We start from the raw sequence: 23,552 nt of genomic DNA on the forward strand, positions 1-23,552 counted from the left end.
CCTTGGCGAGGCGTCTCACCGTGTCGGTTTCAGATGGTGCCGAAGGCGGGACTTGAACCCGCACGACCGTAAGGTCACTACCCCCTCAAGATAGCGTGTCTACCAATTCCACCACTTCGGCATCAGGGGACGGCTGGAATAACGAGGGCTCAGTTGCCGCCCTCCTCCAGCACTGGCGCTGCATTATCCGCACCATTGCCCTTGTCGTCAAGGGTTGGCTCGGCACTTTGTTGCTCGACCACTTCGGCATCGGGAATTCCGACCTCTTCCGGCGCCTCACCCGCCTGGGATGCGAAGTACGCCAGGGTCAGGGAGGTGGCGAAAAAGGCCGCTGCCAGCACGGCGGTCGCGCGTGACAGGAAGCTGCCGCTGCCGCGGGAACCGAACACGGTCTGGGAGGCACCGCCACCGAAGGAGGCACCGGCATCGGCGCCCTTGCCCTGCTGCAGCAGGATCAAGGCGACCAGGGCGATGGCTATCGCCACATGGATCATGAGAATGGCAACTTGCATGGATTCAACCTGCTGACTGACAAATGGCTAGGAAATCATCGATCTTGAGGGATGCGCCGCCCACCAGGCCGCCGTCGATATCCGGCTGGGCCAACAGATCGGCGGCATTATCGGCTTTCATGCTGCCGCCGTACAGCAACTGGGTCCCTTCCGCGAGACCATCGCCGTAGCGAGCAAGGCGACGACGGATCGCGGCGTGAATCGCCTGCGCCTGTTCGGGAGTCGCAGTACGACCGGTCCCGATGGCCCAGACCGGCTCGTAGGCGATGACCAGCCGGCTGCGCTGCCCGGCCTCCAGGCCGTCCAGAACCGCTTCCAGCTGACCGATCACCACGGCCTCGCCGCGATCGGCATCGCGCTCCTCGAGGGTCTCGCCCAGACACAGCACCGGCGTGAGCTCGCACTCCAGCGCGCGACGCACGCGCGCCAACACCGCCGAGTCGTCTTCGCCGAACTGGGTACGGCGCTCGGAATGACCGACCAGCACCAGACTGGTGCCGACCTCGCGCAGCATCTCGCCACTCACCTCGCCGGTGAAGGCGCCGGAAGGCTGGTCACTGAGCGTCTGCGCCCCGAGGGCCGCCCGAGAACCGGTCAAGGCACGCGAAGCGGCCTCCAGATAGGGAAAGGGCACCATCAACGCGACCTCGAGACGCGACGGCAGCTCGGCATCGGCGAGCGCCCGGCCGAAGGACTCGATCAGGTCCAGGGAACCATTCATCTTCCAGTTGCCGGCGATCAGCGGCGTAGGCATGAGACATCCTCTTTCAAGGTGGGCCGAAATGGTATAGGAGCGTCATTGTCAAGACAACATGCTCTCGACATCGTCGGCCAGGCGACGCGCCAGAGACTGTACATCCAGGTGGGGGCGACCCTCGACCATGACGCGAATCAGCGGCTCGGTCCCCGAGGGGCGGAGCAGCACACGCCCCTCATCCTTCAGCTCACCTTCCAGGGCCGCCACGGCCTCCCGCAGGGCCGCATCCTTCATCAACGATCGAGCATCGGTCCCCGGCGTTAGGCGTACATTGATCAACGCCTGAGGCGCCTTTTCCAGGCCCACCATCAGCTCGCTCAGGGCTCGTCCTTCGCGCGCCATCACCGACAGCACCTGCAAGGCCGACACAATACCGTCACCCGTGGTCTGTACATGTCCACAGACGATATGGCCCGAGGATTCGCCTCCCAGTTGCCAACCATTGGCGGCCAGCCGCTCCATGACGTACCGATCGCCGACCTTGGCGCGCTCGAAGGGAATACCCAGCGCCTCCAGCGCCGCGGCCAGACCGAAGTTGCTCATCTGGGTACCGACGACACCACCTCCGAGCTCGCCTCGCGCGTGGCGGTCCCGGGCGATGATGTAGAGGATATCATCACCATCGACCTCACGGCCGTCGACATCCACCAGCAGGACGCGGTCGCCATCACCGTCGAAGGCCACGCCAAGATCGGCTCCCTCGCGGATGACTGCCGCCCGCAGCGCCGCCGGCTGGGTCGAGCCGACTTCATGATTGATATTGAGCCCGTCCGGACTGGCGCCGATCAGGCTGACATCGGCACCCAGTTCGCGAAACACACTGGGTGCGATGTGATAGGTGGCGCCATGGGCGCAGTCGACGACCATCCGCAAGCCATGCAGATTGACCCGGTCGGGAATGGTCGACTTGCAGAACTCGATATAACGGCCGGCGGCATCGTCCACCCGCCGGGCCTTGCCCAGCTCATGCGGCGCCACCGTGGTCAAGGGCTCATCGAGCATTGCCTCGATGCGCTCCTCGACGGCATCGGGCAGCTTGACGCCCTCGGCGGAAAAGAACTTGATGCCATTGTCGGCGAAGGCGTTATGGGACGCCGAGATGACGATGCCGGCATCGGCCCGAAAGGTTCGCGTCAGGTAGGCAATGCCCGGCGTCGGCATCGGGCCGAGCAGGATGACATCGACGCCGGCGGCGGATAGCCCAGCCTCCAGCGCCGACTCGAACATGTAGCCGGAAATCCGCGTATCCTTGCCGATCAGCACTTTCGCCTGCCCGGATTCACGTGCCAGCACCCGGCCGGTGGCCCACCCCAGCTTCAGCATGAAGTCGGCGGTAATCGGCGCCTCTCCGACAGTGCCGCGAATGCCATCGGTGCCAAAATAGCGTCTAGTCATTGTCACAACCTTCCTTGAGCACGGCCCAGGCCATGTTCACCGCGTCCACGTGGGGCCCCACATCATGCACGCGAAGGATACGCGCGCCTCGCTCCACGGCCAGGGCGGACAATGCCAGCCCACCGGCGAGACGTTCTTCCACCGGCCGCTCGAGCACCTTGCCGATCATGCTCTTGCGAGACATGCCCACCAGGATGGGCAACTCCAGCGAGGTCAGGCGATCCATGTATTTGAGGAGACGTAGATTGTGCTCGACGGTCTTGGCGAAGCCAAATCCGGGATCGATCAACAACCGCTCGCGGCGCAGCCCCGAAGCCTCGCAGGCTGCCACTCGTTCTTCGAGGAACTCGGCCACGGCCTCTTCCACGGGTCGATCATAGTGCGGTGCGTCCTGCATGTCGCCCGGCTCGCCGAGCATGTGCATCAGACACACCGGCAGCCCGGTGGAAGCTGCGGCCCGCACCGCCCCGTCACGGCGCAGATTGCGGACATCATTGAGCATGCCGGCCCCGGCATTGGCGGCTTCGCGCATCACCTCCGGGGTACTGGTATCCACCGACACCAAAGCATCGAGCTCATGGACCAGCGTTTCCACCACCGGCAGCACGCGATCCAGCTCCTGCTGAGTCGATACCTCGGCCGCCCCGGGGCGCGTCGACTCCCCGCCCACATCGATGATCGCCGCTCCCTCGGCGAGCATCTGCTCGGCGCGCCTCAAGGCATCATCCAGGGCGACATGGTGTCCGCCATCGGAAAAGGAGTCGGGCGTGACGTTGAGAATCCCCATCACATGGGGGAAGGAAAGATCGAGCCGGTGACGGCCGCACTGCAGGGGTTTCGAAGTCGTGGTCAGCATCATCGTCCTGGACAACATCGGGCCGGGGCCCTCTACGGCGAAGGCGCCCCGCAGGGCGCCTCGAGATCAACGGGGACGGGCGCCGCCGGTCAGGTTCCGGCGGGGCCGCCCAAGGGGTCGGAGGGGCGACGCCGCGGCGTGTCCTCGTCGCCGCCCGCGTCGCCATCGTCGGAAACCTCTTCCGATGACTTGGACGTATCGCCCGAGCCGGTCACCGGCGAGCCACCACCGGAACCGTCATCCTCCCAGTCCTCGGGCGGACGGGGATCGCGACCTTCCATGATGTCCCGGAGCTGATTGGCATCGATGGTCTCGTACTTGACCAGCGCCTCGGCCATAGCATCCAGCTTGTCGCGATTGTCCTCCAGGATCTGCTTCGCCTGGGCATAGCAATCGTCGATGATCCGACGCACCTCCTTGTCGAGGCGGGTCGTGGTCTCGCCGGACTTCAGCATGCCGCCCTGGCTGCCGCCACCGAGGAACTGATGCGACTCGTCCTCGTCGTACATGATCGGCCCCATCTCCTCGGACAGGCCCCACTTGGCGACCATGTTGTGCGCCAGCTCGGTGGCACGCTTGATGTCGTTGGAGGCACCGGTCGTCACGCCGTTCGGCCCGAGCGTCATCTCCTCGGCGATACGGCCGCCGAACAGCGAGCAGATCTGACTGATGATCTGCTGACGCGACAGGCTGTAGCGGTCTTCCTCGGGCAGGAACATGGTCACGCCCAGCGCCCGCCCACGGGGGATGATGGTGACCTTGTAGACCGGGTCGTGTTCCGGCATCACCAGGCCGATGATGGCGTGCCCCGACTCATGATAGGCAGTGTTGAGCTTGTCCTTCTCGGTCATGACCATGGAACGGCGCTCGGCGCCCATCATGATCTTGTCCTTGGCCATCTCCAGCTCGTCCATGCCCACCAGGCGCTTGTTGCCACGCGCCGCGAACAGCGCCGCCTCGTTGACCAGGTTGGCCAGATCGGCACCGGAGAAGCCGGGCGTGCCACGCGCGATATAGGTCGGCTTGACATCATCGGCCAGCGGCACCTTGCGCAGGTGCACGTTGAGGATATGCTCGCGGCCCCGGATATCGGGCAGCGGCACGGTCACCTGGCGATCGAAACGTCCCGGACGCAGCAGCGCCGGGTCGAGCACGTCCGGACGGTTGGTGGCGGCGATGACGATGATGCCTTCGTTGGCCTCGAAGCCGTCCATCTCCACCAGCAACTGGTTCAGGGTCTGCTCGCGCTCGTCGTTGCCGCCGCCCATGCCGGCGCCACGGGAACGGCCCACGGCGTCGATCTCGTCGATGAAGATGATGCACGGCGCCTGCTTCTTGGCCTGCTCGAACATGTCACGCACGCGAGAGGCGCCGACACCGACGAACATCTCGACGAAGTCGGAACCGGAAATCGAGAAGAAGGGCACGCTGGCCTCGCCGGCGATGGACTTGGCGAGCAGGGTCTTGCCGGTACCGGGCGGGCCGACCATCAACACGCCCCGGGGAATGGTGCCCCCCAGGCGCTGGAACTTGGTCGGATCGCGCAGGAAGTCGACCAGTTCCTCGACCTCCTCCTTGGCCTCGTCACAGCCGGCGACATCGGCGAAGGTGGTCTTGATCTGATCCTGGGAAAGCAGCTTGGCCTTCGACTTGCCGAAGCTCATCGGCCCGCCCTTGCCGCTGCCGCCGCCCTGCATCTGGCGCATGAAGAAGATGAAGATGGCCAGAATCAACAGGATCGGGAAGCTGGCAATCAGCAAGCGTGTCCACAGGCTCTGCTGTTCCGGCTCCTTGCCCACCACGGTGACGTTGTGGGCAAGCAGGTCATCCATCAGCTTGGGGTCTTCCGCTGCCGGCCGGATCGTCTGAAACTGGGAGCCGTCGGTACGCTTACCGGTGATCGTATAACCATCGATGGTGACGCTTTCGACGCGCTCGTTCTGCACCTGCTGGACGAACTGGGAGTAGTTCATCGTCTGCGGTGCGTTATCGACACTGAAATTGTTGAACACCGTCAGCAGCACCGCCGCGATGACCAACCACAGAATCAGGTTCTTCGCCATATCGTTCAAGGGACTACCCTCAATTGCAAGAATCCGTCGGCCGAATGCGTCTAGTGCTTCGACACTACATCAGGGACACATGTTCAGCCAGGATGCGGATCACGGTCCAATCCATTTGCTGTCCACTGTGGCATACTTGCGCCGCCCTGTCCGGCCATCGCACCGTTAGCTCCAGCCTATAGGACAGATTGTCACACCAAGCGGCCGAGCCATGCCTTCAAGACCGGCTCAGCCACGAAAACCTTCCGCCAGCAGATACACCTCGCGAGACCTGGCCCGCGACGCCTCCGGCTTGCGTGTCACCACCCGCTTGAAGCCGGCGCGCAGCTCCTTCAGGTAGGCATCGAACCCTTCGCCCTGGAACACCTTGGCCAGGAAGACACCACCGGGCGACAGGGTCTGGCGCGCCAGATCCAGAGCCAATTCCACCAGGTACATGGCCTGGGGCTGATCGATGGCCGCCATACCACTCATATTGGGGGCCATGTCCGACATCACAAGGTCCACCGGGCGATCCCCGATCCGCGCCAGGATCTCCTCGAGCACGCTGTCCTCGGTGAAATCCCCCTGCACGAAGTCGACGCCGGCCAGGGCATCCATCTCGAGAATGTCGGAAGCGATCACTCGCCCCTCGTCGCCGACCTTCTCGGCGGCGACCTGGCTCCAGCCGCCGGGCGCGGCGCCGAGATCGATCACCGTCATGCCGGGGCGCAGCAGCCTGTCCTTCTCATCGAGGGCCAGCAGCTTGTAGCTGGCCCGGCTGCGATAGCCGTCCTGCCAGCTCTGCTGGACATAACGATCATCGAAGTGCTCCTTCATCCAGCCAGTGCGGGGCTTTTTGCCACCACGCCGAGCGGCGCCTTTGGCACGAGCGTCTTTCGGGCGAGAGTCATGGGAAGATGCCACGGCATCACCTGTAGAATGAACTGGATGTCGGGCGGTCGAGCGAATTCCGGGATGACCTGGGACGAGGTGCTGACCTGCGGGCCCGGCGGTTCGAGACGATAACGGAACGCGGCGGTTTCGCCGCGACGCGATACGCCGTACCATACGCGCAGCGCGCCAACCGGGAAGAATCAAGATACCATGAGCTTGTCACAGGCACAAAAGAAAGCATTCCGCAGCATCGGCCACTACCTCGACCCCGTGGTCACGGTGTCGGAGAACGGGATATCCGAAGGAGTGGTCGCCGAGCTGGACCGCGCCCTCACCGACCACGAGCTGATCAAGGTCAAGCTGGCCCTGCCCGAGCGCGACGACCGCACCGCCATGATCGAAGAACTGCTCGAGGCCAGCGGCGCCGAACTGATCCAGAAGATCGGCAAGGTCGCCCTGTTCTATCGCCACAACCCCAAGGTCAACCCGAAGCTCTCCAACATCAAGCGCTTCGAGGAGCACCACGGGCGGCGCTGACCACCGCGCTTCGCGCGAGCTGTAAACCGTAAGCTGAGAGTCAAACCCAAAACACCCCCAGGGCAGCGCCCTGGGGGTGTTTTCTTACAGCTTGAAGCTCATGGCTTACAGCTGCCCGAAGGGTCAGAGATGCTCGACACTCGAGATTTCGTACTCGACATCGCCGCCGGGCGTGCGCACCAGCACCGTCTCGCCTTCTTCCTTGCCGATCAGGGCGCGGGCGATGGGAGAGGTCACGGAGATCAGGCCGACCTTGATGTCAGCCTCATCCTCGCCGACGATGCGGTAGGTCACTTCCTCGTCGTTATCCAGGTTGATCAGCCCCACGGTCACCCCGAAGATCACCTTGCCGGTCTTGGGGAGCTTGGTGACATCGATGACCTGCGCATTGGAGAGCTTGCCCTCGATCTCCTGAATCCGACCTTCGATGAACCCCTGTTGCTCGCGAGCGGCATGATACTCGGCGTTCTCCTTGAGATCGCCATGTTCGCGCGCCTCGGCGATGGCGGCGATGACATTGGGCCGCGCCTCGCTCTTGAGGTGTTCGAGCTCATCGCGAAGACGCTGCTCGCCGACGACGGTCATCGGAACCTTGTTCATTGACTGACTCCTGCATGCAATTCCTGTAACCGCCGCACGGTGATGGCGTTACCGTATTCGAGCGCCAAGCAAACGGCATTGGCCCCCGCCAGGGTGGTGGCATAGGGAACCTTCCGAGCGAGAGCAGTGCGGCGGATCACCGAGGAATCATTGATGGCCTGGCGGCCCTCGGTGGTGTTGACGATATAGGCGACCTCGTCGTTCTTGAGCAGATCGACGATATGAGGACGGCCTTCATAAACCTTGTTGACGACCTCCACGGGCAGGCCGGCTTGCTGTAGAGCCGATGCCGTGCCACGCGTCGCGCACAGTGTGAACCCTAATCCTAACAAAGATCGGGCCACATCGATAACACCCTGCTTGTCGGGATCGCGTACCGAGAGGAACGCCTTGCGCTCGCCTTCCAGGGCCGGAATCGCCTCGCCGGCGCCCAGCTGCGCCTTGTAGAAGGCCTCGGCGAAGGTATCGCCGCTGCCCATCACCTCGCCGGTGGACTTCATCTCCGGCGAAAGGATCGGGTCGACGCCGGGGAACTTGGCGAACGGGAAGACCGCTTCCTTGACGCTGAAGAAGTGCGGCACGACCTCATCGACGAAGCCTTGATCGGCCAGGGAAACGCCGGCCATGCAACGCGCCGCGATCTGCGCCAGCGAGGTGCCGACACACTTGGAGACGAAAGGCACGGTACGCGAGGCACGAGGGTTGACCTCGATGACGTAGATCTCGCCATCCTGCCAGGCCAGCTGCACGTTCATCAGGCCCTTGACACCGAGCTCCACGGCCATGCGCTTGACCTGGTCGCGCATCTCGTCCTGGACGTCGGCCGGCAGCGAATACGGCGGCAGGGCACAGGCGGAATCACCCGAGTGCACCCCGGCCTGCTCGATGTGCTGCATGATGCCGCCGATCACCACCTGCCGGCCATCGGACACGGCATCGATATCGACCTCGATGGCCGCATTGAGGAAGTGATCGAGCAATACCGGCGAGTCGTTGGAAACCTTGACCGCATGGGTCATGTAGTTCTCCAGCTCGGTCGCGTCGTAGACGATCTCCATGGCCCGGCCACCCAGCACATAGGAGGGGCGCACCACCAGCGGATAGCCGATGGCCTCGGCCTTGGCGAAGGCATCCTCGAAGCTGCGCGCGGTGGCGTTGGGCGGCTGCTTGAGCCCCAGCTTGTCGATCATCTGCTGGAAACGCTCGCGGTCCTCGGCCCGGTCGATGGCATCCGGAGTGGTGCCGATGATCGGCACTCCGGCGGCTTCGAGCTCACGCGCCAGCTTGAGCGGCGTCTGGCCGCCGAACTGCACGATCACCCCGGCAGGCTTCTCCTTGTCGGCGATCTCCAGCACATCCTCGAGCGTCACCGGCTCGAAGTAGAGCCGGTCCGAGGTGTCATAGTCGGTGGAAACGGTCTCCGGGTTGCAGTTGACCATGATGGTTTCATAGCCGTCGTCACGCATGGCGAGCGCGGCATGCACACAGCAGTAGTCGAACTCGATGCCCTGACCGATACGGTTGGGACCGCCGCCCAGCACCATGATCTTGGGCCGGTCGGAAACCTCCGACTCGCACTCTTCTTCATAGGAGGAGTACATGTAGGCCGTGTCGGTGGCGAACTCCGCGGCACAGGTGTCGACCCGCTTGTAGACGGGCCGGATACCGGCTGCCTGACGGGTGCGACGGAAATCTTTCTCGGCGACGCCGAGCAACCCGGCCAGACGCGCGTCGGAGAAGCCCTTGCGCTTGAGGGCGAACAGTTCGCGGGGCGTCAGCTCGGAGAGCGAGCGCCGGGACAGCTCGGCCTCGGTACGCACCAGGTCCTCGATCTGGACCAGGAACCAGCGGTCGATATTGGTCAGGCGGAACAGCTCCTCGACACCCAGGCCGGCGCGCATGGCATCGGCCACATGGAAGATGCGCTCGGCGCCGGGCACCTGCAGCTCGCCCTTGATGTGCGCCATGGCATCGTCGGTGAAGCGCGTGGTCTTCGGATCGAGGCCGTCGTTGCCGGTTTCCAGGCCACGCAGCGCCTTCTGCAAGGATTCCTGGAAGGTCCGCCCGATGGCCATCACCTCGCCGACCGACTTCATCTGGGTAGTCAGGCGATCATTGGCCTGGGGGAATTTCTCGAAGGTGAAACGCGGAATCTTGGTGACCACGTAATCGATGGACGGCTCGAAGGACGCCGGGGTACGCCCACCGGTGATGTCGTTCGAGAGTTCGTCCAGGGTGTAGCCGACGGCCAGCTTGGCGGCGATCTTGGCGATGGGGAAGCCGGTGGCCTTGGAGGCCAGTGCCGAGGAACGGCTCACCCGCGGGTTCATCTCGATGACCACCACGCGCCCGGTGTCCGGGTCGACGCCGAACTGGACGTTGGAGCCTCCCGTCTCGACGCCGATCTCGCGCAACACCGCCAGGGAGGCGTCGCGCATGTTCTGGTATTCCTTGTCGGTCAGCGTCTGGGCGGGTGCCACGGTGATGGAATCACCGGTGTGCACGCCCATGGGGTCGAAGTTCTCGATGGCGCAGACGATGATGCAGTTGTCGTTCTTGTCGCGAACGACCTCCATCTCGTATTCCTTCCAGCCCAGCAGCGACTCGTCGATCAGCAGCTCATGGTTGTTGGAAAGCTCGAAGCCCCGGGTGCAGATCTCCTCGAACTCTTCCTTGTTGTAGGCCACGCCGCCACCGGAGCCGCCCATGGTATAGGAGGGACGGATGATGACCGGAAAGCCCAGCTCGCCCTGGATCTGCCAGGCCTCGTCCATGCTGTGGGCGACCTTGGCCTTGGGGCACTCCAGGCCGATGCGCTTCATCGCCTGATCGAAGAGATCGCGGTCTTCAGCCTTGTTGATGGCGTCGGCGTTGGCACCGATCATTTCCACGCCGAACTTCTCGAGCACGCCGTGCTTGTCCAGGTCCAGGGCGCAGTTGAGGGCCGTCTGGCCGCCCATGGTCGGCAGCACGGCATCGGGACGCTCGGCCTCGATGATCTTCTCCACGGCCTGCCAGGTGATCGGCTCGATATAGGTGGCATCGGCCATCACCGGATCGGTCATGATGGTCGCCGGGTTGGAGTTGACCAGGATGACCCGGAAGCCTTCCTCGCGCAGGGCCTTGCAGGCCTGAGCGCCGGAGTAGTCGAACTCGCAGGCCTGGCCGATGACGATGGGGCCTGCGCCGATGATCAGGATGCTCTGGATGTCGGTACGTTTGGGCATGGTGCTTCCCGCAAGAATAGTGGCAGACGAGGGGCGACGATCGATCGGATACGGGCGTCAGCGCCGGCGCCGCATCATCTCGACGAAACGGTCGAACAGCGGCGCCACGTCCCTGGGGCCGGGGCTCGCCTCGGGGTGTCCCTGGAAGCTGAACGCCGGGCGGTCGGTACGCTCGATGCCCTGCAGGGTGCCATCGAACAGGGAACGATGAATGGCGCGCAGGTTATCGGGCAAAGAGGCTTCCTCGACGGCGAAACCATGGTTCTGGCTGGTGATCATCACCCGGCCGCTGTCGAGATCCTGCACCGGGTGGTTGGCACCATGGTGGCCATGATTCATCTTCACCGTGCGCGCGCCACTGGCCAGCGCCAGCAACTGGTGGCCGAGACAAATGCCGAAGACCGGAATCTCGGTCTCCAGAAACGCCTGGATGGCACTGATGGCATAGTCGCAGGGCTCGGGGTCGCCCGGACCGTTGGAAAGGAAGATGCCATCCGGATTCATCGCCAGCACTTCCTCGGCCGGGGTCTGGGCCGGCACCACGGTCAGCCGGCAGCCCCGTGAGGCCAGCATGCGCAGAATGTTGCGCTTCATCCCGTAATCATATGCGACGACATGATAGGGCCGCTCGCCCTCGGACGCGTCGGCGTACCCGCTGCCCAGCGTCCACTCACCCTCGCTCCACTCATAGGGCTCGGTGCAGGAGACGACCTTGGCCAGGTCCATGCCCTTCAGGCCGGGAAAGGCCCCGGCCGCTTCCAGCGCCCGCGCCTCGGCACCCTCGCCCTCGGCGTCGGGGCCGGCCAGGATGGCACCGTTCTGGGAGCCCTTGTCACGCAGCAGGCGAGTCAGCCGACGGGTGTCGATGTCGGCGATGCCCAGCACGTTCTGCTGCGCCAGATAGTCGGAGAGCGTCTGCTCGCAACGAAAGTTACTGGCCAACAGCGGCAGGTCGCGAATCACCAGCCCGGCGGCAGCGATGCTCGAGGACTCCACATCCTCGCTGTTGACGCCGGTGTTGCCGATGTGCGGATAGGTCAGGGTGACGATCTGACGGCTGTAGGAGGGATCGGTGAGGATCTCCTGATAGCCAGTCATGGCCGTATTGAACACCACCTCACCGCTAGTTTGCCCGTCGGCGCCAATGGCGGTGCCATGAAACACACTGCCATCTTCCAGGGCCAGTATCGCGGGTTTGCTCAATGCAACGTCCTCCCATATTTTTACAGACAGCTATAAGAGACAGCTCGTCAAGGAATGCTTCACGAATGGCGCTCGACGGTTCGGGCGAGCCCTGCACGACCCGCAGGCCCGACTCCGCCCGCCTGTTGCCCGCAAAAAAGCGGGACGAAACCCGACGATAAAGACCGGTTTCATCCCGCTTGTTGTCATTCGCTCGGAATGCTGGGCCGACGCAACAAGCGTTTGCGCGGCGGATAGCCGGCGCCCGGCCAAAATTTGTGGGATTCTAAAGCATCCGAGGCCGTTCGACCACCCCTCAATCCAGCCCGATGACGTCCTGCATGTCGTAACGCCCCACCGGCTGGCCGGCCACCCAGCGAGCCGCCCTCACGGCGCCCTTGGCAAAGGTCATGCGACTGGAGGCCTTGTGGGTGATCTCGATGCGCTCGCCCTCGGTAGCGAACATCACGGTATGTTCGCCGACGATGTCGCCGGCCCGCACCGTGGCGAAACCGATTTCCTTGTCACTGCGCGGGCCACACTGCCCGACGCGCTCGAAGACGCCATCGGTTTTCAGGTCGCGCCCCAGGGCATCGGCCACCACTTCGCCCAGCTTCAGGGCGGTGCCGGAGGGCGCATCCACCTTGTGGCGATGGTGGGACTCGATGACCTCGATATCGTAGCCCTCGTCGCCCAGCGCCCGGGCGGCGGTCTCGAGCAGCTTGAACGTCAGATTGACGCCCACGCTCATGTTGGGTGCGAAGACCATCGGCAACCGGTCGCGATAAGCGTCCAGCTCTGCCAGCTCCTCGTCGGAGAGCCCGGTGGTGCCGATCACCATGCGCTTGCCGTGCTCGGCACAGACCGCCAGGTTGTCCAGCGTCACCCGGGGCGCGGTGAAATCGATCAGCACATCGAAGTCAGCGGCGATCGCCGCCAGGGAATCGGTGGCCATCACGCCCAGCTTGCCGCTGCCGGCCAGCTCACCGATATCGGCGCCGACCAGCGAGCTGCCCGGCGAGACGGTGCCACCGGCGAGCGTGGCCTCGGCGTCCTGCTGCACGGCGTTGACCAGGGTGCGGCCCATGCGGCCGGCGACTCCGGCGATGGCAATACGGGTCATGCGAACTCCTCGCGAGGCTCGATTCAATGGAATGGCCGCAGTATAACAATGCCGTGCCGGGGCGTCTGCGACACGCGCCTGTCACACGGCCGGCACAGGCCTGTGGCAGACTGATCCCTCGCCACACCATCACCGCCGAGACTGCCATGCCCCGAATGCCGACATCAGGCCGCGCCCTCGGCGCCCTGCCGCTCGCCATCCTCTTCATGACGCTGCTCGTACCCCTGCCGGGCTGCGCCAATCACGCCCGAGTCGTTTCCCTGGCCGGTGTCGGTGCCGATATCACGCCACCGCCGCGGGTCGAGCTCTGCGGCACGCTCTCCCTGCCCAGCCACTGGCCGGACGGCACGCCGGTCAACGGCCTCTCCGATCTGGTCTGGGAGCGCGACGCGGGCCTGCTGCACATGGTCTCGGACCGAGGCTGGCTGCACCGGGCTCGTCCACGCTTCGAGGACGGGCAACTGGTCGGCCTCTCGCCCATCGACAGTCATCGACTGCGTGATGGCGATGGCCTCCCGCTTGAGGGCTCGGCGGCCGATGCCGAGTCTCTCTCGCTGCTGCACGGCACCAATGGCAAGCTCGGCGACAGCGAGTTCTGGGTCAGCTTCGAGCGCGACCATCGCCTGCAGCGCTTCGACCGTGACGGCGGGCCCCTGGCGGCGCCCATTCGCCCCGCCCAAGCGGCCGACGCGGCACCCAACAAGGGCATGGAGGCCATGACCGAACTCCCGAAACACGGCCTCATTCTCGGCCTGGAGTCGCCCCCGCCCGGCGCCGCCCCGGGCGAAACGCGCCTCTTCACCCTCGATGGCAAGCAGTGGCGCTATCCCCTGGCCGCCCCGACCGGCAGCGCCCTGACAGAGCTCACCGCCGACGGCGACGACCTGCTGGCCCTCGAACGCGCCTTCGCCCCACCGGCACCGCTGGTGATCAGCCTGCGCCGCGTGCGCCTCGGCGAGCCGCCCGAGCTCGATGTCGAGACCCTGGCCAGCTTCTCCAGCGCCGATGGCTGGTGGCTGGACAACATGGAAGGCCTCACGCGACTCGACGATGGCCGCCTGCTGCTGCTCAGCGATGACAATGCCAGCCCGTTGCAGCGCAGCCTGCTAGTCTGCCTGCGTCCGCGCTGAGTCACCGGTCTTTCGCTCCGTATCGGCGTCATGGCGCAACAACAGCGCAATGGCGGCCAACACCATGAGACTGCCGGGCAACCAGACCCAGTCGAGACTCTGCGGTGCCCGCAGGAAGAGCACGAGCATGGAGACGAAAGGCACCAGATAACCGTAGGCGGTGATCGCCCCAGGCGTCAGCACCAGGGTCGCGCGCTGCATCAACCAGAAGGTCAGGGCACTGGAGAACAGCCCCAGGTAGACGAGCAGCAAGGCATCGGACCAGCTCATCGCCGCGAACCGCGACACCGGCTCCACCAGCACGCCCAGAACGCCGATCAGCACGCCGCCCAGCCCCAGGCTCCAGAAGGTGCGCACGGCAGCCGAGGCCGGCAAGCGCCCGGCATTCAATCCCCACTTGGAGAGCACCGGATAGAGTGCCGAGCAGACGCAGCCGACGAAGAACACCGCCTCGCCTATACCGAACCGCATCTGGCCGCCACGTACCAGCGCCTCGGCATAGGCCAGCGCCAGGGCACCGACAGCGCCCAAGGCGAGAATCGCCGGCAACCGCCAGGCCAACCGCTCCACGCGCAACCCAAGCCCCAGCCCATAGGCGAGCAACGGGACGGTGACATAAAGCGTCGCCATGGAGAGTGCCGTGGCGTGGTGGGCAGCCCAGAACATGGCGCCGAAAAAGCCCGCCAGGCAAAGGCCCATCAGGGCATACACCGGCACGGCACGGCGCGCCAGGGCAAAACCCTCGGCCCGGTGCGCCAGCGGCCACAGGCCCAGGCAGGCAATGGCAAAACGCAGGGCGGTGAGCAGCATCGGCGGCAACTCACCCATCAGCCCTACGGCAGGAAACGACAGGCCCACCAATGCCGCCCAGAGCAGCATGCCCAGATGGGCGGTGCGGGCCGTCACGGCTCAGTTCTCCCAGATGATATCCAGGGACTCCTTGCCGGACATGCGTTCGAGGTGGCTCGCCACCACGCCTTCCAGGCGATCGAGCCCTTCCTCGTCCAGGGACTCGACCGCCACCTTGAGCTTGCCCTCCTCGGCACGCAGCAGGCAGCTCCCGTTGTCGAAGGTGATCCGACCTTCATCGCCTTCCTGCTCCACCTCAAGCTTGTGCGACCAGTGCTTGCACAGCCGGTTGATCAGTTTCTCGCCCGAATCGGTAACGATCTCCGCACGTGAAATCGGCATGACGCCCTTCCTCTATCCTTGACCATGAGTCTTCAGCCTATGACGGCGTCACCCCCGAGCACCAGCCCCACCATCGCAAACTTTCCGTTCGCCCGCACGAAACGACGCTCGACACCCGGCCCCACAAGCTCCTCTCTCGACAACTCCAGGTCTCTCGACAACCCCGGACGATTGCGCCACACTGCCCGACCACTGCGAATAGGAACGATCTGCAACGGAGATGGCGACATCTCCGCGCTTGCCGGCGTCCCGCACCCTCGATACCGATGACTTCCTCAGCGAGCGACGAAGCCTCATGCACACCTCCCTGCTCAAGACCCTCGGCGGCATCGCCCTCACCCTGGGCAGCGCCGTCGCCCAGGCCGACGAAATCACCGTCACCGACGTTGCCGGCCGCGAGGTCACCGTCGACGCACCCGTGGATCGCGTGATCCTCGGCGAGGGCCGCCAGATCTATCTGCTCGGCGCCCTGCAGCCGGAAGCCCCGTTCGCGCACGTCGTCGGCTGGCGCGAGGACTTCTCCCAGGCCGATCCGGACAACTATGCCCGCTATGCCGCCAAGTTCCCCGAACTGAAAGACATTCCGACCTTCGGTGGCTTCAAGGACGGCACCTTCGATGTCGAACAGGCCGCCGCGCTCGAACCGGACGTCGTGCTGATGAACCTCGAGGCCAAGGCCGCCACCGAGGACGCCGCCTATGACGACAAGCTCGCCGAGCTGGGCATTCCCATCCTTTACGTCGACTTCCGCGAGGCACCGCTCGAGCACACCATCCCGTCCATGCGACTGATGGGCAAACTGCTGGGCAAGCAAGAGGCCGCCGAAGATTTCATCGACTTCGCCGAGGCGCAGATGGCTCGCGTCACCGACACCATCGAGAGCGCCGCCCCCGAGCGCCCGCGCGTCTTCGTCGACCGCGCCGGCGGCTATTCCGAAGACTGCTGCATGAGCTTCGGCCCCGGCAACTTCGGCGAATACGTCGAACTCGCCGGCGGCACCAACATCGCCAAGGACATCATTCCGAACACCTTCGGCTCACTGAACCCCGAACAGATCATCGCCGCCAATCCGCAGCAGGTCGTGGTGACCGGCGGCAACTGGGATGCCTACGTGCCCGGCGGCGACTGGGTCGGCGTGGGCCCCGGTGCCGACATGACGACCGCTCGCGCCAAGCTCGAGGCGCTGACCGAACGCACCGCCATGACCGGCATCGAGGCCGTCGAGAATGACGACGTCCACGCCATCTGGCACCAGTTCTACAACAGTCCCTACTATTTCGTCGCCGTCCAGCGGCTGGCCAAGTGGTTCCACCCAGCGCTGTTCGCCGACCTCGACCCCGGAGCAACGATGAAAGAGCTGCACGACCGCTTCCTGCCGGTGGACTACGAGCCGGGTTACTGGGTCTCGCTGAAGGAACACTGAGATGCACGCCTCGCCTCCCGACCAGGCCGCTGCCGCGTCGCCCACCACGCTCCAGGGCCGCGGCTTCTACCGTCGACTGGTGATACGTCGCCAGTTGACCCTCGCCGCCCTGACGCTGGCGCTGTGCCTGAGCCTGTGCATCGACCTCGCCCTGGGGCCGGCCCGCTTCGGCCTGGGCGAGGTGATCGCCGCCCTGCTCGACCCGGCATCCGCCAGCCAGCAGGTTCGGGTGATCCTCTGGGATATCCGCATGCCGGTGGCGCTGATGGCGCTGGTGGTCGGTGCCAGCCTGTCGGTGGCCGGCGCCCAGATGCAGACCATCCTCAGCAATCCCCTGGCCAGCCCCTTCACGCTTGGCATCTCCGCCGGGGCCAGCTTCGGCGCCGCCCTGGCACTGGCCTTCGGCGTGGTGATCGTGCCCGCCGCGGTCGAGTACGTGATCCCCATCAACGCCTTCGTCATGGCCATGCTGACGGCCTTCGCGATTCATGCACTGAGCCTCAAGCGCGGCGTGACCATCGAGACCATCGTGCTGCTGGGCATCGCCATGGTGTTCATCTTCAATTCGCTGATGGCGCTGATCCAGTTCTTCGCCAGCCAGCAAGCGGTGGCCGCGGTGGTCTTCTGGACCATGGGCAGCCTGACCAAGGCCACCTGGCCCAAGCTAGGCATCGCCGCCGGCGTACTGGCGGTGGTGCTGCCGCTGCTCGCCCGCCACGGCTGGGCACTCACCGCCATGCGGCTGGGCGACGCCAAGGCCGAGAGCCTGGGCGTCAAGCCCCGGGCGCTGCGCCTGGAAGTGCTGGTACTGGTCTCGCTGCTCGCCGCCATCGCCGTGGCCTTCGTCGGCACCATCGGCTTCATCGGCCTGGTCGGGCCACATATCGCCCGCCTGCTGATGGGCGAGGATCAGCGCTTCTTCCTGCCCGGCGCGGCACTGTGCGGCGCCCTGATCCTCTCCGTCGGCTCGGTGCTGTCGAAGATCATCCTGCCCGGGACCATCATCCCCATCGGGATCATCACCTCGCTGGTGGGCATTCCGTTCTTCCTGTTCCTCGTCCTCAACCACAAGAAGTCCGCATGGTAACGCTCACGCTCGACCGCCTGACGGCCCACTACGGCCGCCGCCAGATCCTTTCCGAGATCACCACGCCGCCGCTCGAGGGCGGCCGGGTCGTCGCCCTACTCGGCCCCAACGCCGCCGGCAAGTCCACGCTCTTTCGGCGCATCCTCGGGCTGATCGGCGGCGGTGGCAGCGCGCGCATCGACGGCACCACCCGCGAGCGGCCGCTGGCTTACATGCCACAGGACACCGGCGCGAATGCCGTGCTGAGCGTCTACGAATCGGTGCTGCTGGCCCGCATGCAGGGGCGCAGCCTGAAGGTGCAGGACGAGGACCTCGCCGAAGTCGACCGCGCCCTGCGCGAGCTGGGCATCAGCGAGCTGGGAGAGCGCGACATCGGTGACTTGAGCGGCGGCCAGCGCCAACTGGTGGGAGCGGCCCAGGCACTGGTCCAGGACCCCGAGATTCTGCTGCTCGACGAGCCTACCTCGGCGCTGGACCTGCATCGCCAGATTCAGCTGTTGTCGATCCTGCAGCGACTCGCCCGGGAACGCCACATGCTGATCCTCGCCGCCCTGCACGATCTCGGCCAGGCACTGCGCTTCACGGACGAAGCCATCATGCTGGAGAACGGCCGACTGATCGCCTGCGGCCCGACCGGCGAGGTCGTCACCCCCGAGCTGCTGCGCCGGGTCTATCGCGTGGAGACCCGCATCGAAGCCTGCTCGAGAGGACAGCCCCAGCTCATCGTCGAAGCCGCCACCTGAACCGGCGCCCCTCCAGGGCCGCCAGCCCGGCGCCGCCCAGCACCAGGGGCAGCGCGACCAGAAATCCCGGCGACAGGGGCAGCCCGAAGATCAACAGGTCGGCCAGCACCGGCCAGATCAGCGCGACATACTCGAAGGGGGCCAGGCGCGACACCTCGGCAAAGCGCAGCGCCAGTGTCATGCAGATATGCGCCGCCCCGCCGAAAAGGCCGGCCAGGATCAACAGCGACAGCGTCGTCCCCGACACCCCGACCCAGCCCAGCGGCCAGGTCGCCAACCCCGCCAGGGCAGTGACCAGCACGAAATAGAAAGCGATGGAGGCCGGCGTCTCGGTACGCGAGATGCGCCGTACCGTGACCAGCGCGCCCGCCGTCAGCAGGGCGGCCAGAATGCCCAGGCCATATCCCGGGAGACGCCCTGCCTGCTCTCCGTTGCCCAGATCGGGTACCACCAAGGCCGCCACGCCGCCCAGCACCAGAGCCAGGGCCGCCGCCCGATGCCGGGTGAAACGCTCCCCCAGCAGGAACACGCCACCCACCGCCATGGCCACCGGCGCCAGTTGCGCCAGCAGCGTGGCCTCGGCCACCGGCAGCCTGGCCACCGCGGCGAAGGAGGCGAACATCGCCGCCGCCCCCAGTCCCGAGCGCAACAGGTGCCCGGCGGGACGCCGCGTCGCCAGGGCACGGGGAAACTCATGCCGCCAGATCATGAATATCACGATGGGCAGCAGCGCGAACGCCGAACGGAAGAACACGGTCTGCCCCAGCGGCACCTCCGTGCTCACCACCTTGACGCACACCATCATCCCCGTGAACAGCACACCGGAGCAAAGCCTGAGAAGAATGCCGGCCAGCGGCCGATCCATGGCGTCGGTCATGAAATTCCCTGTCGATAGACCTGTGTCAGGCCATGCGCCCCCAGGCTGGCCAGCAGCCCACCGCCCAGGCGCTGGGCGAGGCGCGTCGAGCCCCGCGGCCCCTGCAACCAGCGACGCAAGGGCGCGGCCAGCATCACCACGACCACGTCGGCCGAGGAGAACAGGAAGTTGGCAGCGATGCCCAGCCACAGCAGCTGCCAGCCCATGGCCATGCCGGCCTCCGGCTGCGCGAACTGCGGCAGGAAGGCCACGAAGAACAGTGCCGTCTTCGGGTTGAGTATCTCGACCAGCATGCTGTCGACCATCACGCGACGGGCACCCTTGCCCGTGCCGTCCGTCGTCTCGGGCGAGCCGATGCCGCGCCGCCACAGGCGCATGCCGACCCACAACAGATAACAGCCGCCGATGATCTTCATCGCCACATAAGCGGGCGGTACCGCGGCAAACAGTGCCGCCAGGCCCAGCGCCGCGGCGATCACATGCACATAGCAACCGAGGTGCACGCCCAGTACCGCACAGAACCCCGCACGTCGACCCCGCCCCAACGTCTGAGCGGCGGTATACAGCATGGCGGGACCGGGCAGATAGGCGAAGCCCAGGGCGGCGATCACGAAGGCGAGCCATTCCATGGCGGGAATTCCTCATCGGCAGGGCGACCCACTACAGTAGAGCGCCGAACACGCAAAGAAAAGCCCCCGCCGCAGAAACGGCGAGGGCGACGGGACGCCTCTCAGCACCGGCGCTTCAACACCAGTGTTTCGACATCAGTGCTTCAACGCCCCGGGTTCAGGGCTTCATATCCTCGAAGAACTTCTTCACCCCGTCGAAGAAGCTGCTCTTCTTCGGCGAGTGATGGCTGTTGCTGCCGTCCAGGCTTTCCTGGAACTTGCGCAGCAGATCCTTCTGTTCTTCGCTGAGCTTCACCGGCGTCTCGACCACTACCTTGCACAGCAGGTCGCCGGCGGGACCGCCACGCACCGGCTTCACACCCTTGCCCTTGAGACGGAACATCTTGCCCGTCTGGGTCTCGGGTGGAATCTTGAGCTTCACCCGACCATCCAGGGTCGGCACTTCCAGCTCGCCGCCGAGGGTGGCGTCGACGAAGTTGATCGGCACCTCGCACTGCAGGTGACGGCCTTCACGCTCGAAGATATGGTGCGGCTTGATCGCCACCTGGACGTACAGGTCGCCGGGCGGCCCGCCGTTGATGCCCGCCTCGCCCTCGGCGTTGAGGCGAATGCGATCGCCGGTATCGACACCGGCCGGAATCTTCACCGACAGGGTGCGCGTCTCGCGCTGCCGGCCTTCGCCGTTGCACTTGTGGCACGGCACCTTGATGTGCTGGCCGCTGCCGTGACAGGTCGGGCAGGTCTGCTGCACGGCGAAGAAGCCTTGCTGCATGCGTACCTGACCGTGGCCGTGACAGGTCGGGCAGGTCTCCTTGCTGGAGCCCGGCTCGGCGCCATCGCCGTCGCAACGCTCGCACTCGATGTGGCGAGGCACGCGGATATCCACGCTGGTGCCCGCCACGGCGCTCTCGAGATCCAGCTCGAGGTTGTAGCGCAGGTCGCTGCCGCGCTGCGGGGCATTCGGGTTGCGACGCGCCCCGCCGCCACCGAAGATGTCGCCGAAGACATCGCCGAAGATATCGCTGAAGCCGCCGGCGCCCGCACCGCCGAAGCCGCCGCCTCCGGCCTGGCCGTCGACGCCGGCATGGCCGAACTGGTCGTAGGCCGCACGCTTCTCGCTATCGGTCAGGACCTCATAGGCCTCGGAAACCTCGCGGAACTTCTCCGCCGAGGTCTCATCGTCCGGGTTACGGTCCGGATGATATTTCTGTGCCAGGCGCCGATAGGCCTTCTTGATCTCTTTCTGATCGGCCCCACGCTCGATGCCCAGCACCTCGTAATAGTCACGCTTGGACATGTGTCTGTCCGCCTCCGTAGCGACGCTGCGGAAACGCCAACGCGGGAGTCGCCTCCCGCGCTGGCGTCAGCCGTGATTCAGACGTCGTGGTTTACTGCTTCTTCTGGTCGTCGTTGACTTCCTCGTACTCGGCGTCGACCACGTCGTCTTCCGTCTTCTTCTGGCCCTCGGCCTGCTCGCCGGCGTCGGCGCCCGCGGCGTCCTCGGCCTGCTCGGCGTACATCTTCTGGGCCAGGTTGCCGGACGCCTCGGTCAGGGCATCGAGCTTGGCCTGGATATCCTCCTGGTCGTCGCCCTTGGCCGCTTCCTCGAGCTCGCTGGCGGCGTTCTCGATGGCCTGCTTCTCTTCATCGGTCGCCTTGTCGCCGGCTTCCTCGAGGGTCTTGCGGGCGGCGTGAACCATGCCGTCGGCCTGGTTGCGCAGTGCCACCAGCTCCTCGAACTTCTTGTCCTCGTCGGCATGGGCCTCGGCATCCCGGACCATCTGCTCGACTTCTTCCTCGGACAGGCCGCTGGAAGCCTTGATGACGATCGACTGCTCCTTGCCGGTGGCCTTGTCCTTGGCGGACACGTTGAGGATGCCGTTGGCGTCCAGGTCGAAGGCGACCTCGATCTGCGGCACGCCACGCGGCGCCGGCGGAATGTCGGCCAGGTCGAAGCGACCCAGGGACTTGTTGCCGCTGGACTGCTTGCGCTCACCCTGCAGCACGTGAATGGTCACGGCCGTCTGGTTGTCGTCCGCGGTCGAGAAGGTCTGGGTCTTCTTGGTCGGGATCGTGGTGTTCTTCTCGATCAGCGGCGTCATCACGCCACCCAGGGTCTCGATGCCCAGGGTCAGCGGAGTGACGTCGAGCAGCAGCACATCCTTGACGTCACCGCCCAGCACGCCGCCCTGGATCGCGGCGCCCACGGCCACGGCCTCATCCGGGTTGACGTCCTTGCGGGCGTCCTTGCCGAAGAATTCGGCAACCTTGGCCTGGACCAGCGGCATGCGGGTCTGGCCGCCCACCAGGATGACATCGTCGATGTCGGAAGCGGACAGGTCGGCATCGGCCAGCGCGGTCTTGCACGGCTTCAGCGAGCGTGCCACCAGCTCTTCCACCAGCGACTCGAGCTTGGCCCGGGTCACCTTGACGTTGAGGTGCTTGGGACCGGTGTTGTCGGCGGTGATGTAGGGCAGGTTGACCTCGGTCTGCTGCGCGCTGGACAGCTCGATCTTGGCCTTCTCGGCGGCTTCCTTGAGGCGCTGCATGGCCAGGTTGTCGCCAGACAGGTCGATGCCGCTGTCGGACTTGAACTGGTCGACCAGATAGTTGATCAGCGCCAGGTCGAAGTCCTCGCCGCCCAGGAAGGTGTCGCCGTTGGTGGCCAGCACCTCGAACTGGGTCTCGCCGTCCACGTCGGCCACCTCGATGATCGAGATGTCGAAGGTACCGCCGCCCAGGTCATAGACCGCGATGGTCTTGTCACCACGGGACTTGTCCATGCCATAGGCCAGCGCGGCCGCCGTCGGCTCGTTGATGATGCGCTTGACCTCGAGACCGGCGATGCGGCCGGCATCCTTGGTGGCCTGACGCTGGCTGTCGTTGAAGTAGGCCGGCACGGTGATGACTGCCTCGGTGACGGTCTCACCCAAGTAGTCCTCGGCGGTCTTCTTCATCTTCTTCAGCACTTCGGCGCTGACCTGGGGCGGCGCCAGCTTGTTGCCCTTGACCTCGACCCAGGCGTCGCCGTTGTCGGCCTCGGTGATGGTGTAGGGCACCATCTTGATGTCCTTCTGGACGACATCGTCCTTGAAGCGACGGCCGATCAGGCGCTTGATGGCGTAAAGCGTGTTCTGGGGATTGGTGACCGCCTGGCGCTTGGCCGCCTGCCCCACCAGCGTCTCACCGTCGTCGGTGTAGGCGATGATGGACGGGGTCGTGCGCGCGCCTTCGGCGTTCTCGATCACCTTGGCGTCGTCGCCGTCGAGCACGGCCACGCAAGAATTGGTGGTCCCCAGGTCAATACCGATGATGCGTCCCATAGGAAATCCTCGAAATATCGA

21 protein-coding genes and 1 tRNA gene are annotated in these 23,552 nt (G+C 65.3%); 5 read left to right on the forward strand and 17 right to left on the reverse strand.

What is annotated here, in order from left to right:
• Positions 1-34 precede the first annotated feature (34 nt).
• From HELO_RS17235 to rlmE, 7 genes are all read right to left on the reverse strand, one after another.
• Positions 35-121 (reverse strand) — tRNA-Leu (locus HELO_RS17235).
• A gap of 28 nt (positions 122-149) precedes the next feature.
• Positions 150-512: a preprotein translocase subunit SecG gene (gene secG / locus HELO_RS17240; RefSeq protein ID WP_013333894.1), complete on the reverse strand. Its 363-nt coding sequence runs from the start codon at positions 510-512 to the stop codon at positions 150-152.
• Between the two features lie 4 nt (positions 513-516).
• Positions 517-1,266: a triose-phosphate isomerase gene (gene tpiA, locus HELO_RS17245; protein ID WP_013333895.1), complete on the reverse strand. Its 750-nt coding sequence runs from the start codon at positions 1,264-1,266 to the stop codon at positions 517-519.
• 48 nt (positions 1,267-1,314) lie between these two features.
• Positions 1,315-2,664 carry a phosphoglucosamine mutase gene (gene glmM / locus HELO_RS17250; protein ID WP_013333896.1) on the reverse strand — a complete coding sequence of 450 codons (1,350 nt, stop codon included), beginning with the start codon at positions 2,662-2,664 and terminating at the stop codon, positions 1,315-1,317.
• Entirely contained in the window at positions 2,657-3,520 is an 864-nt protein-coding gene (folP, locus tag HELO_RS17255) for a dihydropteroate synthase (protein WP_112049570.1), read from the reverse strand. Before folP ends, glmM begins: the two co-directional genes overlap by 8 nt.
• A gap of 89 nt (positions 3,521-3,609) precedes the next feature.
• A complete protein-coding gene (ftsH, locus tag HELO_RS17260; RefSeq protein ID WP_013333898.1) occupies positions 3,610-5,592 on the reverse strand; it encodes an ATP-dependent zinc metalloprotease FtsH in 1,983 nt (660 codons plus the stop codon).
• A gap of 219 nt (positions 5,593-5,811) precedes the next feature.
• Entirely contained in the window at positions 5,812-6,402 is a 591-nt protein-coding gene (gene rlmE / locus HELO_RS17265) for a 23S rRNA (uridine(2552)-2'-O)-methyltransferase RlmE (protein WP_049786253.1), read from the reverse strand.
• 267 nt (positions 6,403-6,669) lie between these two features.
• Here rlmE and HELO_RS17270 point away from each other — a divergent pair, with 267 nt between their 5' ends.
• On the forward strand, positions 6,670-6,996 hold the full coding sequence (locus HELO_RS17270) for a YhbY family RNA-binding protein (protein WP_013333900.1): 327 nt from the start codon (positions 6,670-6,672) through the stop codon (positions 6,994-6,996).
• Positions 6,997-7,119: 123 nt separating this feature from the next.
• Here the strand turns inward: HELO_RS17270 and greA are convergent, their stop codons facing one another.
• The 4 genes from greA to dapB all read right to left on the reverse strand — a co-directional run bounded on the left by greA (position 7,120) and on the right by dapB (position 13,128).
• Positions 7,120-7,596 (reverse strand): transcription elongation factor GreA, encoded by a 477-nt coding sequence (greA, locus tag HELO_RS17275; protein ID WP_013333901.1) that lies wholly within the window; start codon positions 7,594-7,596, stop codon positions 7,120-7,122.
• The gene (carB, locus tag HELO_RS17280; RefSeq protein WP_013333902.1) at positions 7,593-10,823 is read right to left on the reverse strand and encodes a carbamoyl-phosphate synthase large subunit; all 3,231 of its coding nucleotides are present in this window, start codon (positions 10,821-10,823) and stop codon (positions 7,593-7,595) included. Before carB ends, greA begins: the two co-directional genes overlap by 4 nt.
• A gap of 57 nt (positions 10,824-10,880) precedes the next feature.
• A complete protein-coding gene (gene carA / locus HELO_RS17285; RefSeq protein WP_013333903.1) occupies positions 10,881-12,026 on the reverse strand; it encodes a glutamine-hydrolyzing carbamoyl-phosphate synthase small subunit in 1,146 nt (381 codons plus the stop codon).
• Between the two features lie 295 nt (positions 12,027-12,321).
• Entirely contained in the window at positions 12,322-13,128 is an 807-nt protein-coding gene (dapB, locus tag HELO_RS17290) for a 4-hydroxy-tetrahydrodipicolinate reductase (protein ID WP_013333904.1), read from the reverse strand.
• 146 nt (positions 13,129-13,274) lie between these two features.
• On the opposite strand from dapB, the gene HELO_RS17295 reads away from it, so the two are divergent.
• Positions 13,275-14,258, forward strand: a complete 984-nt coding sequence (locus HELO_RS17295) for an esterase-like activity of phytase family protein (RefSeq protein ID WP_157953433.1) — start codon at positions 13,275-13,277, stop codon at positions 14,256-14,258.
• Here the strand turns inward: HELO_RS17295 and HELO_RS17300 are convergent.
• Together HELO_RS17300 and HELO_RS17305 are read right to left on the reverse strand one after the other, a co-directional pair.
• On the reverse strand, positions 14,235-15,164 hold the full coding sequence (locus tag HELO_RS17300; protein ID WP_013333906.1) for a DMT family transporter: 930 nt from the start codon (positions 15,162-15,164) through the stop codon (positions 14,235-14,237). The genes HELO_RS17295 and HELO_RS17300 overlap by 24 nt on opposite strands.
• A 3-nt stretch (positions 15,165-15,167) precedes the next feature.
• Positions 15,168-15,449 carry a DUF2218 domain-containing protein gene (locus tag HELO_RS17305; protein WP_013333907.1) on the reverse strand — a complete coding sequence of 94 codons (282 nt, stop codon included), beginning with the start codon at positions 15,447-15,449 and terminating at the stop codon, positions 15,168-15,170.
• A gap of 295 nt (positions 15,450-15,744) precedes the next feature.
• Between HELO_RS17305 and HELO_RS17310 the strand changes: the two genes are divergently transcribed.
• Genes HELO_RS17310 through HELO_RS17320 form a run of 3 tightly spaced genes read left to right on the forward strand, consistent with a single transcriptional unit; the run spans position 15,745 to position 18,702 of the window.
• The gene (locus HELO_RS17310) at positions 15,745-16,872 is read left to right on the forward strand and encodes an ABC transporter substrate-binding protein (protein WP_013333908.1); all 1,128 of its coding nucleotides are present in this window, start codon (positions 15,745-15,747) and stop codon (positions 16,870-16,872) included.
• A gap of 1 nt (position 16,873) precedes the next feature.
• The gene (locus HELO_RS17315; RefSeq protein ID WP_013333909.1) at positions 16,874-17,959 is read left to right on the forward strand and encodes a FecCD family ABC transporter permease; all 1,086 of its coding nucleotides are present in this window, start codon (positions 16,874-16,876) and stop codon (positions 17,957-17,959) included.
• Positions 17,953-18,702, forward strand: coding sequence for an ABC transporter ATP-binding protein (locus HELO_RS17320; RefSeq protein ID WP_013333910.1), 750 nt, complete (start codon positions 17,953-17,955; stop codon positions 18,700-18,702). The genes HELO_RS17315 and HELO_RS17320 overlap by 7 nt, the downstream gene beginning before the upstream one ends.
• On the opposite strand, the gene HELO_RS17325 is transcribed toward HELO_RS17320, so the two are convergent.
• From HELO_RS17325 to dnaK, 4 genes are all read right to left on the reverse strand, one after another.
• The gene (locus HELO_RS17325) at positions 18,680-19,579 is read right to left on the reverse strand and encodes a DMT family transporter (RefSeq protein ID WP_041602242.1); all 900 of its coding nucleotides are present in this window, start codon (positions 19,577-19,579) and stop codon (positions 18,680-18,682) included. The two genes, HELO_RS17320 and HELO_RS17325, sit on opposite strands and share 23 nt — an antisense overlap.
• Positions 19,576-20,208, reverse strand: coding sequence for a LysE family translocator (locus HELO_RS17330; protein WP_041602243.1), 633 nt, complete (start codon positions 20,206-20,208; stop codon positions 19,576-19,578). The genes HELO_RS17325 and HELO_RS17330 overlap by 4 nt, the downstream gene beginning before the upstream one ends.
• 157 nt (positions 20,209-20,365) lie before the next feature.
• Entirely contained in the window at positions 20,366-21,505 is a 1,140-nt protein-coding gene (gene dnaJ / locus HELO_RS17335) for a molecular chaperone DnaJ (protein WP_013333912.1), read from the reverse strand.
• A 91-nt stretch (positions 21,506-21,596) separates the two neighbouring features.
• Positions 21,597-23,531, reverse strand: a complete 1,935-nt coding sequence (gene dnaK, locus HELO_RS17340; protein WP_013333913.1) for a molecular chaperone DnaK — start codon at positions 23,529-23,531, stop codon at positions 21,597-21,599.
• Positions 23,532-23,552: the final 21 nt, after the last annotated feature.

Source organism: Halomonas elongata DSM 2581, assembly GCF_000196875.2.
GTDB lineage: Bacteria > Pseudomonadota > Gammaproteobacteria > Pseudomonadales > Halomonadaceae > Halomonas > Halomonas elongata.

Excerpts from the sequence above, each read along its gene's own strand:
- secG (WP_013333894.1), bottom strand. The coding sequence starts at position 512 with ATGCAAGTTGCCATTCTCATGATCCATGTGGCGATAGCCATCGCCCTG.
- tpiA (WP_013333895.1), bottom strand. The coding sequence starts at position 1,266 with ATGCCTACGCCGCTGATCGCCGGCAACTGGAAGATGAATGGTTCCCTG.
- glmM (WP_013333896.1), bottom strand. The coding sequence starts at position 2,664 with ATGACTAGACGCTATTTTGGCACCGATGGCATTCGCGGCACTGTCGGA.
- folP (WP_112049570.1), bottom strand. The coding sequence starts at position 3,520 with ATGCTGACCACGACTTCGAAACCCCTGCAGTGCGGCCGTCACCGGCTC.
- rlmE (WP_049786253.1), bottom strand. The coding sequence starts at position 6,402 with ATGAAGGAGCACTTCGATGATCGTTATGTCCAGCAGAGCTGGCAGGAC.
- HELO_RS17270 (WP_013333900.1), top strand. The coding sequence starts at position 6,670 with ATGAGCTTGTCACAGGCACAAAAGAAAGCATTCCGCAGCATCGGCCAC.
- greA (WP_013333901.1), bottom strand. The coding sequence starts at position 7,596 with ATGAACAAGGTTCCGATGACCGTCGTCGGCGAGCAGCGTCTTCGCGAT.
- carB (WP_013333902.1), bottom strand. The coding sequence starts at position 10,823 with ATGCCCAAACGTACCGACATCCAGAGCATCCTGATCATCGGCGCAGGC.
- dapB (WP_013333904.1), bottom strand. The coding sequence starts at position 13,128 with ATGACCCGTATTGCCATCGCCGGAGTCGCCGGCCGCATGGGCCGCACC.
- HELO_RS17295 (WP_157953433.1), top strand. The coding sequence starts at position 13,275 with ATGCCCCGAATGCCGACATCAGGCCGCGCCCTCGGCGCCCTGCCGCTC.
- HELO_RS17305 (WP_013333907.1), bottom strand. The coding sequence starts at position 15,449 with ATGCCGATTTCACGTGCGGAGATCGTTACCGATTCGGGCGAGAAACTG.
- HELO_RS17310 (WP_013333908.1), top strand. The coding sequence starts at position 15,745 with ATGCACACCTCCCTGCTCAAGACCCTCGGCGGCATCGCCCTCACCCTG.
- HELO_RS17315 (WP_013333909.1), top strand. The coding sequence starts at position 16,874 with ATGCACGCCTCGCCTCCCGACCAGGCCGCTGCCGCGTCGCCCACCACG.
- HELO_RS17320 (WP_013333910.1), top strand. The coding sequence starts at position 17,953 with ATGGTAACGCTCACGCTCGACCGCCTGACGGCCCACTACGGCCGCCGC.
- HELO_RS17325 (WP_041602242.1), bottom strand. The coding sequence starts at position 19,579 with ATGACCGACGCCATGGATCGGCCGCTGGCCGGCATTCTTCTCAGGCTT.
- HELO_RS17330 (WP_041602243.1), bottom strand. The coding sequence starts at position 20,208 with ATGGAATGGCTCGCCTTCGTGATCGCCGCCCTGGGCTTCGCCTATCTG.
- dnaJ (WP_013333912.1), bottom strand. The coding sequence starts at position 21,505 with ATGTCCAAGCGTGACTATTACGAGGTGCTGGGCATCGAGCGTGGGGCC.
- dnaK (WP_013333913.1), bottom strand. The coding sequence starts at position 23,531 with ATGGGACGCATCATCGGTATTGACCTGGGGACCACCAATTCTTGCGTG.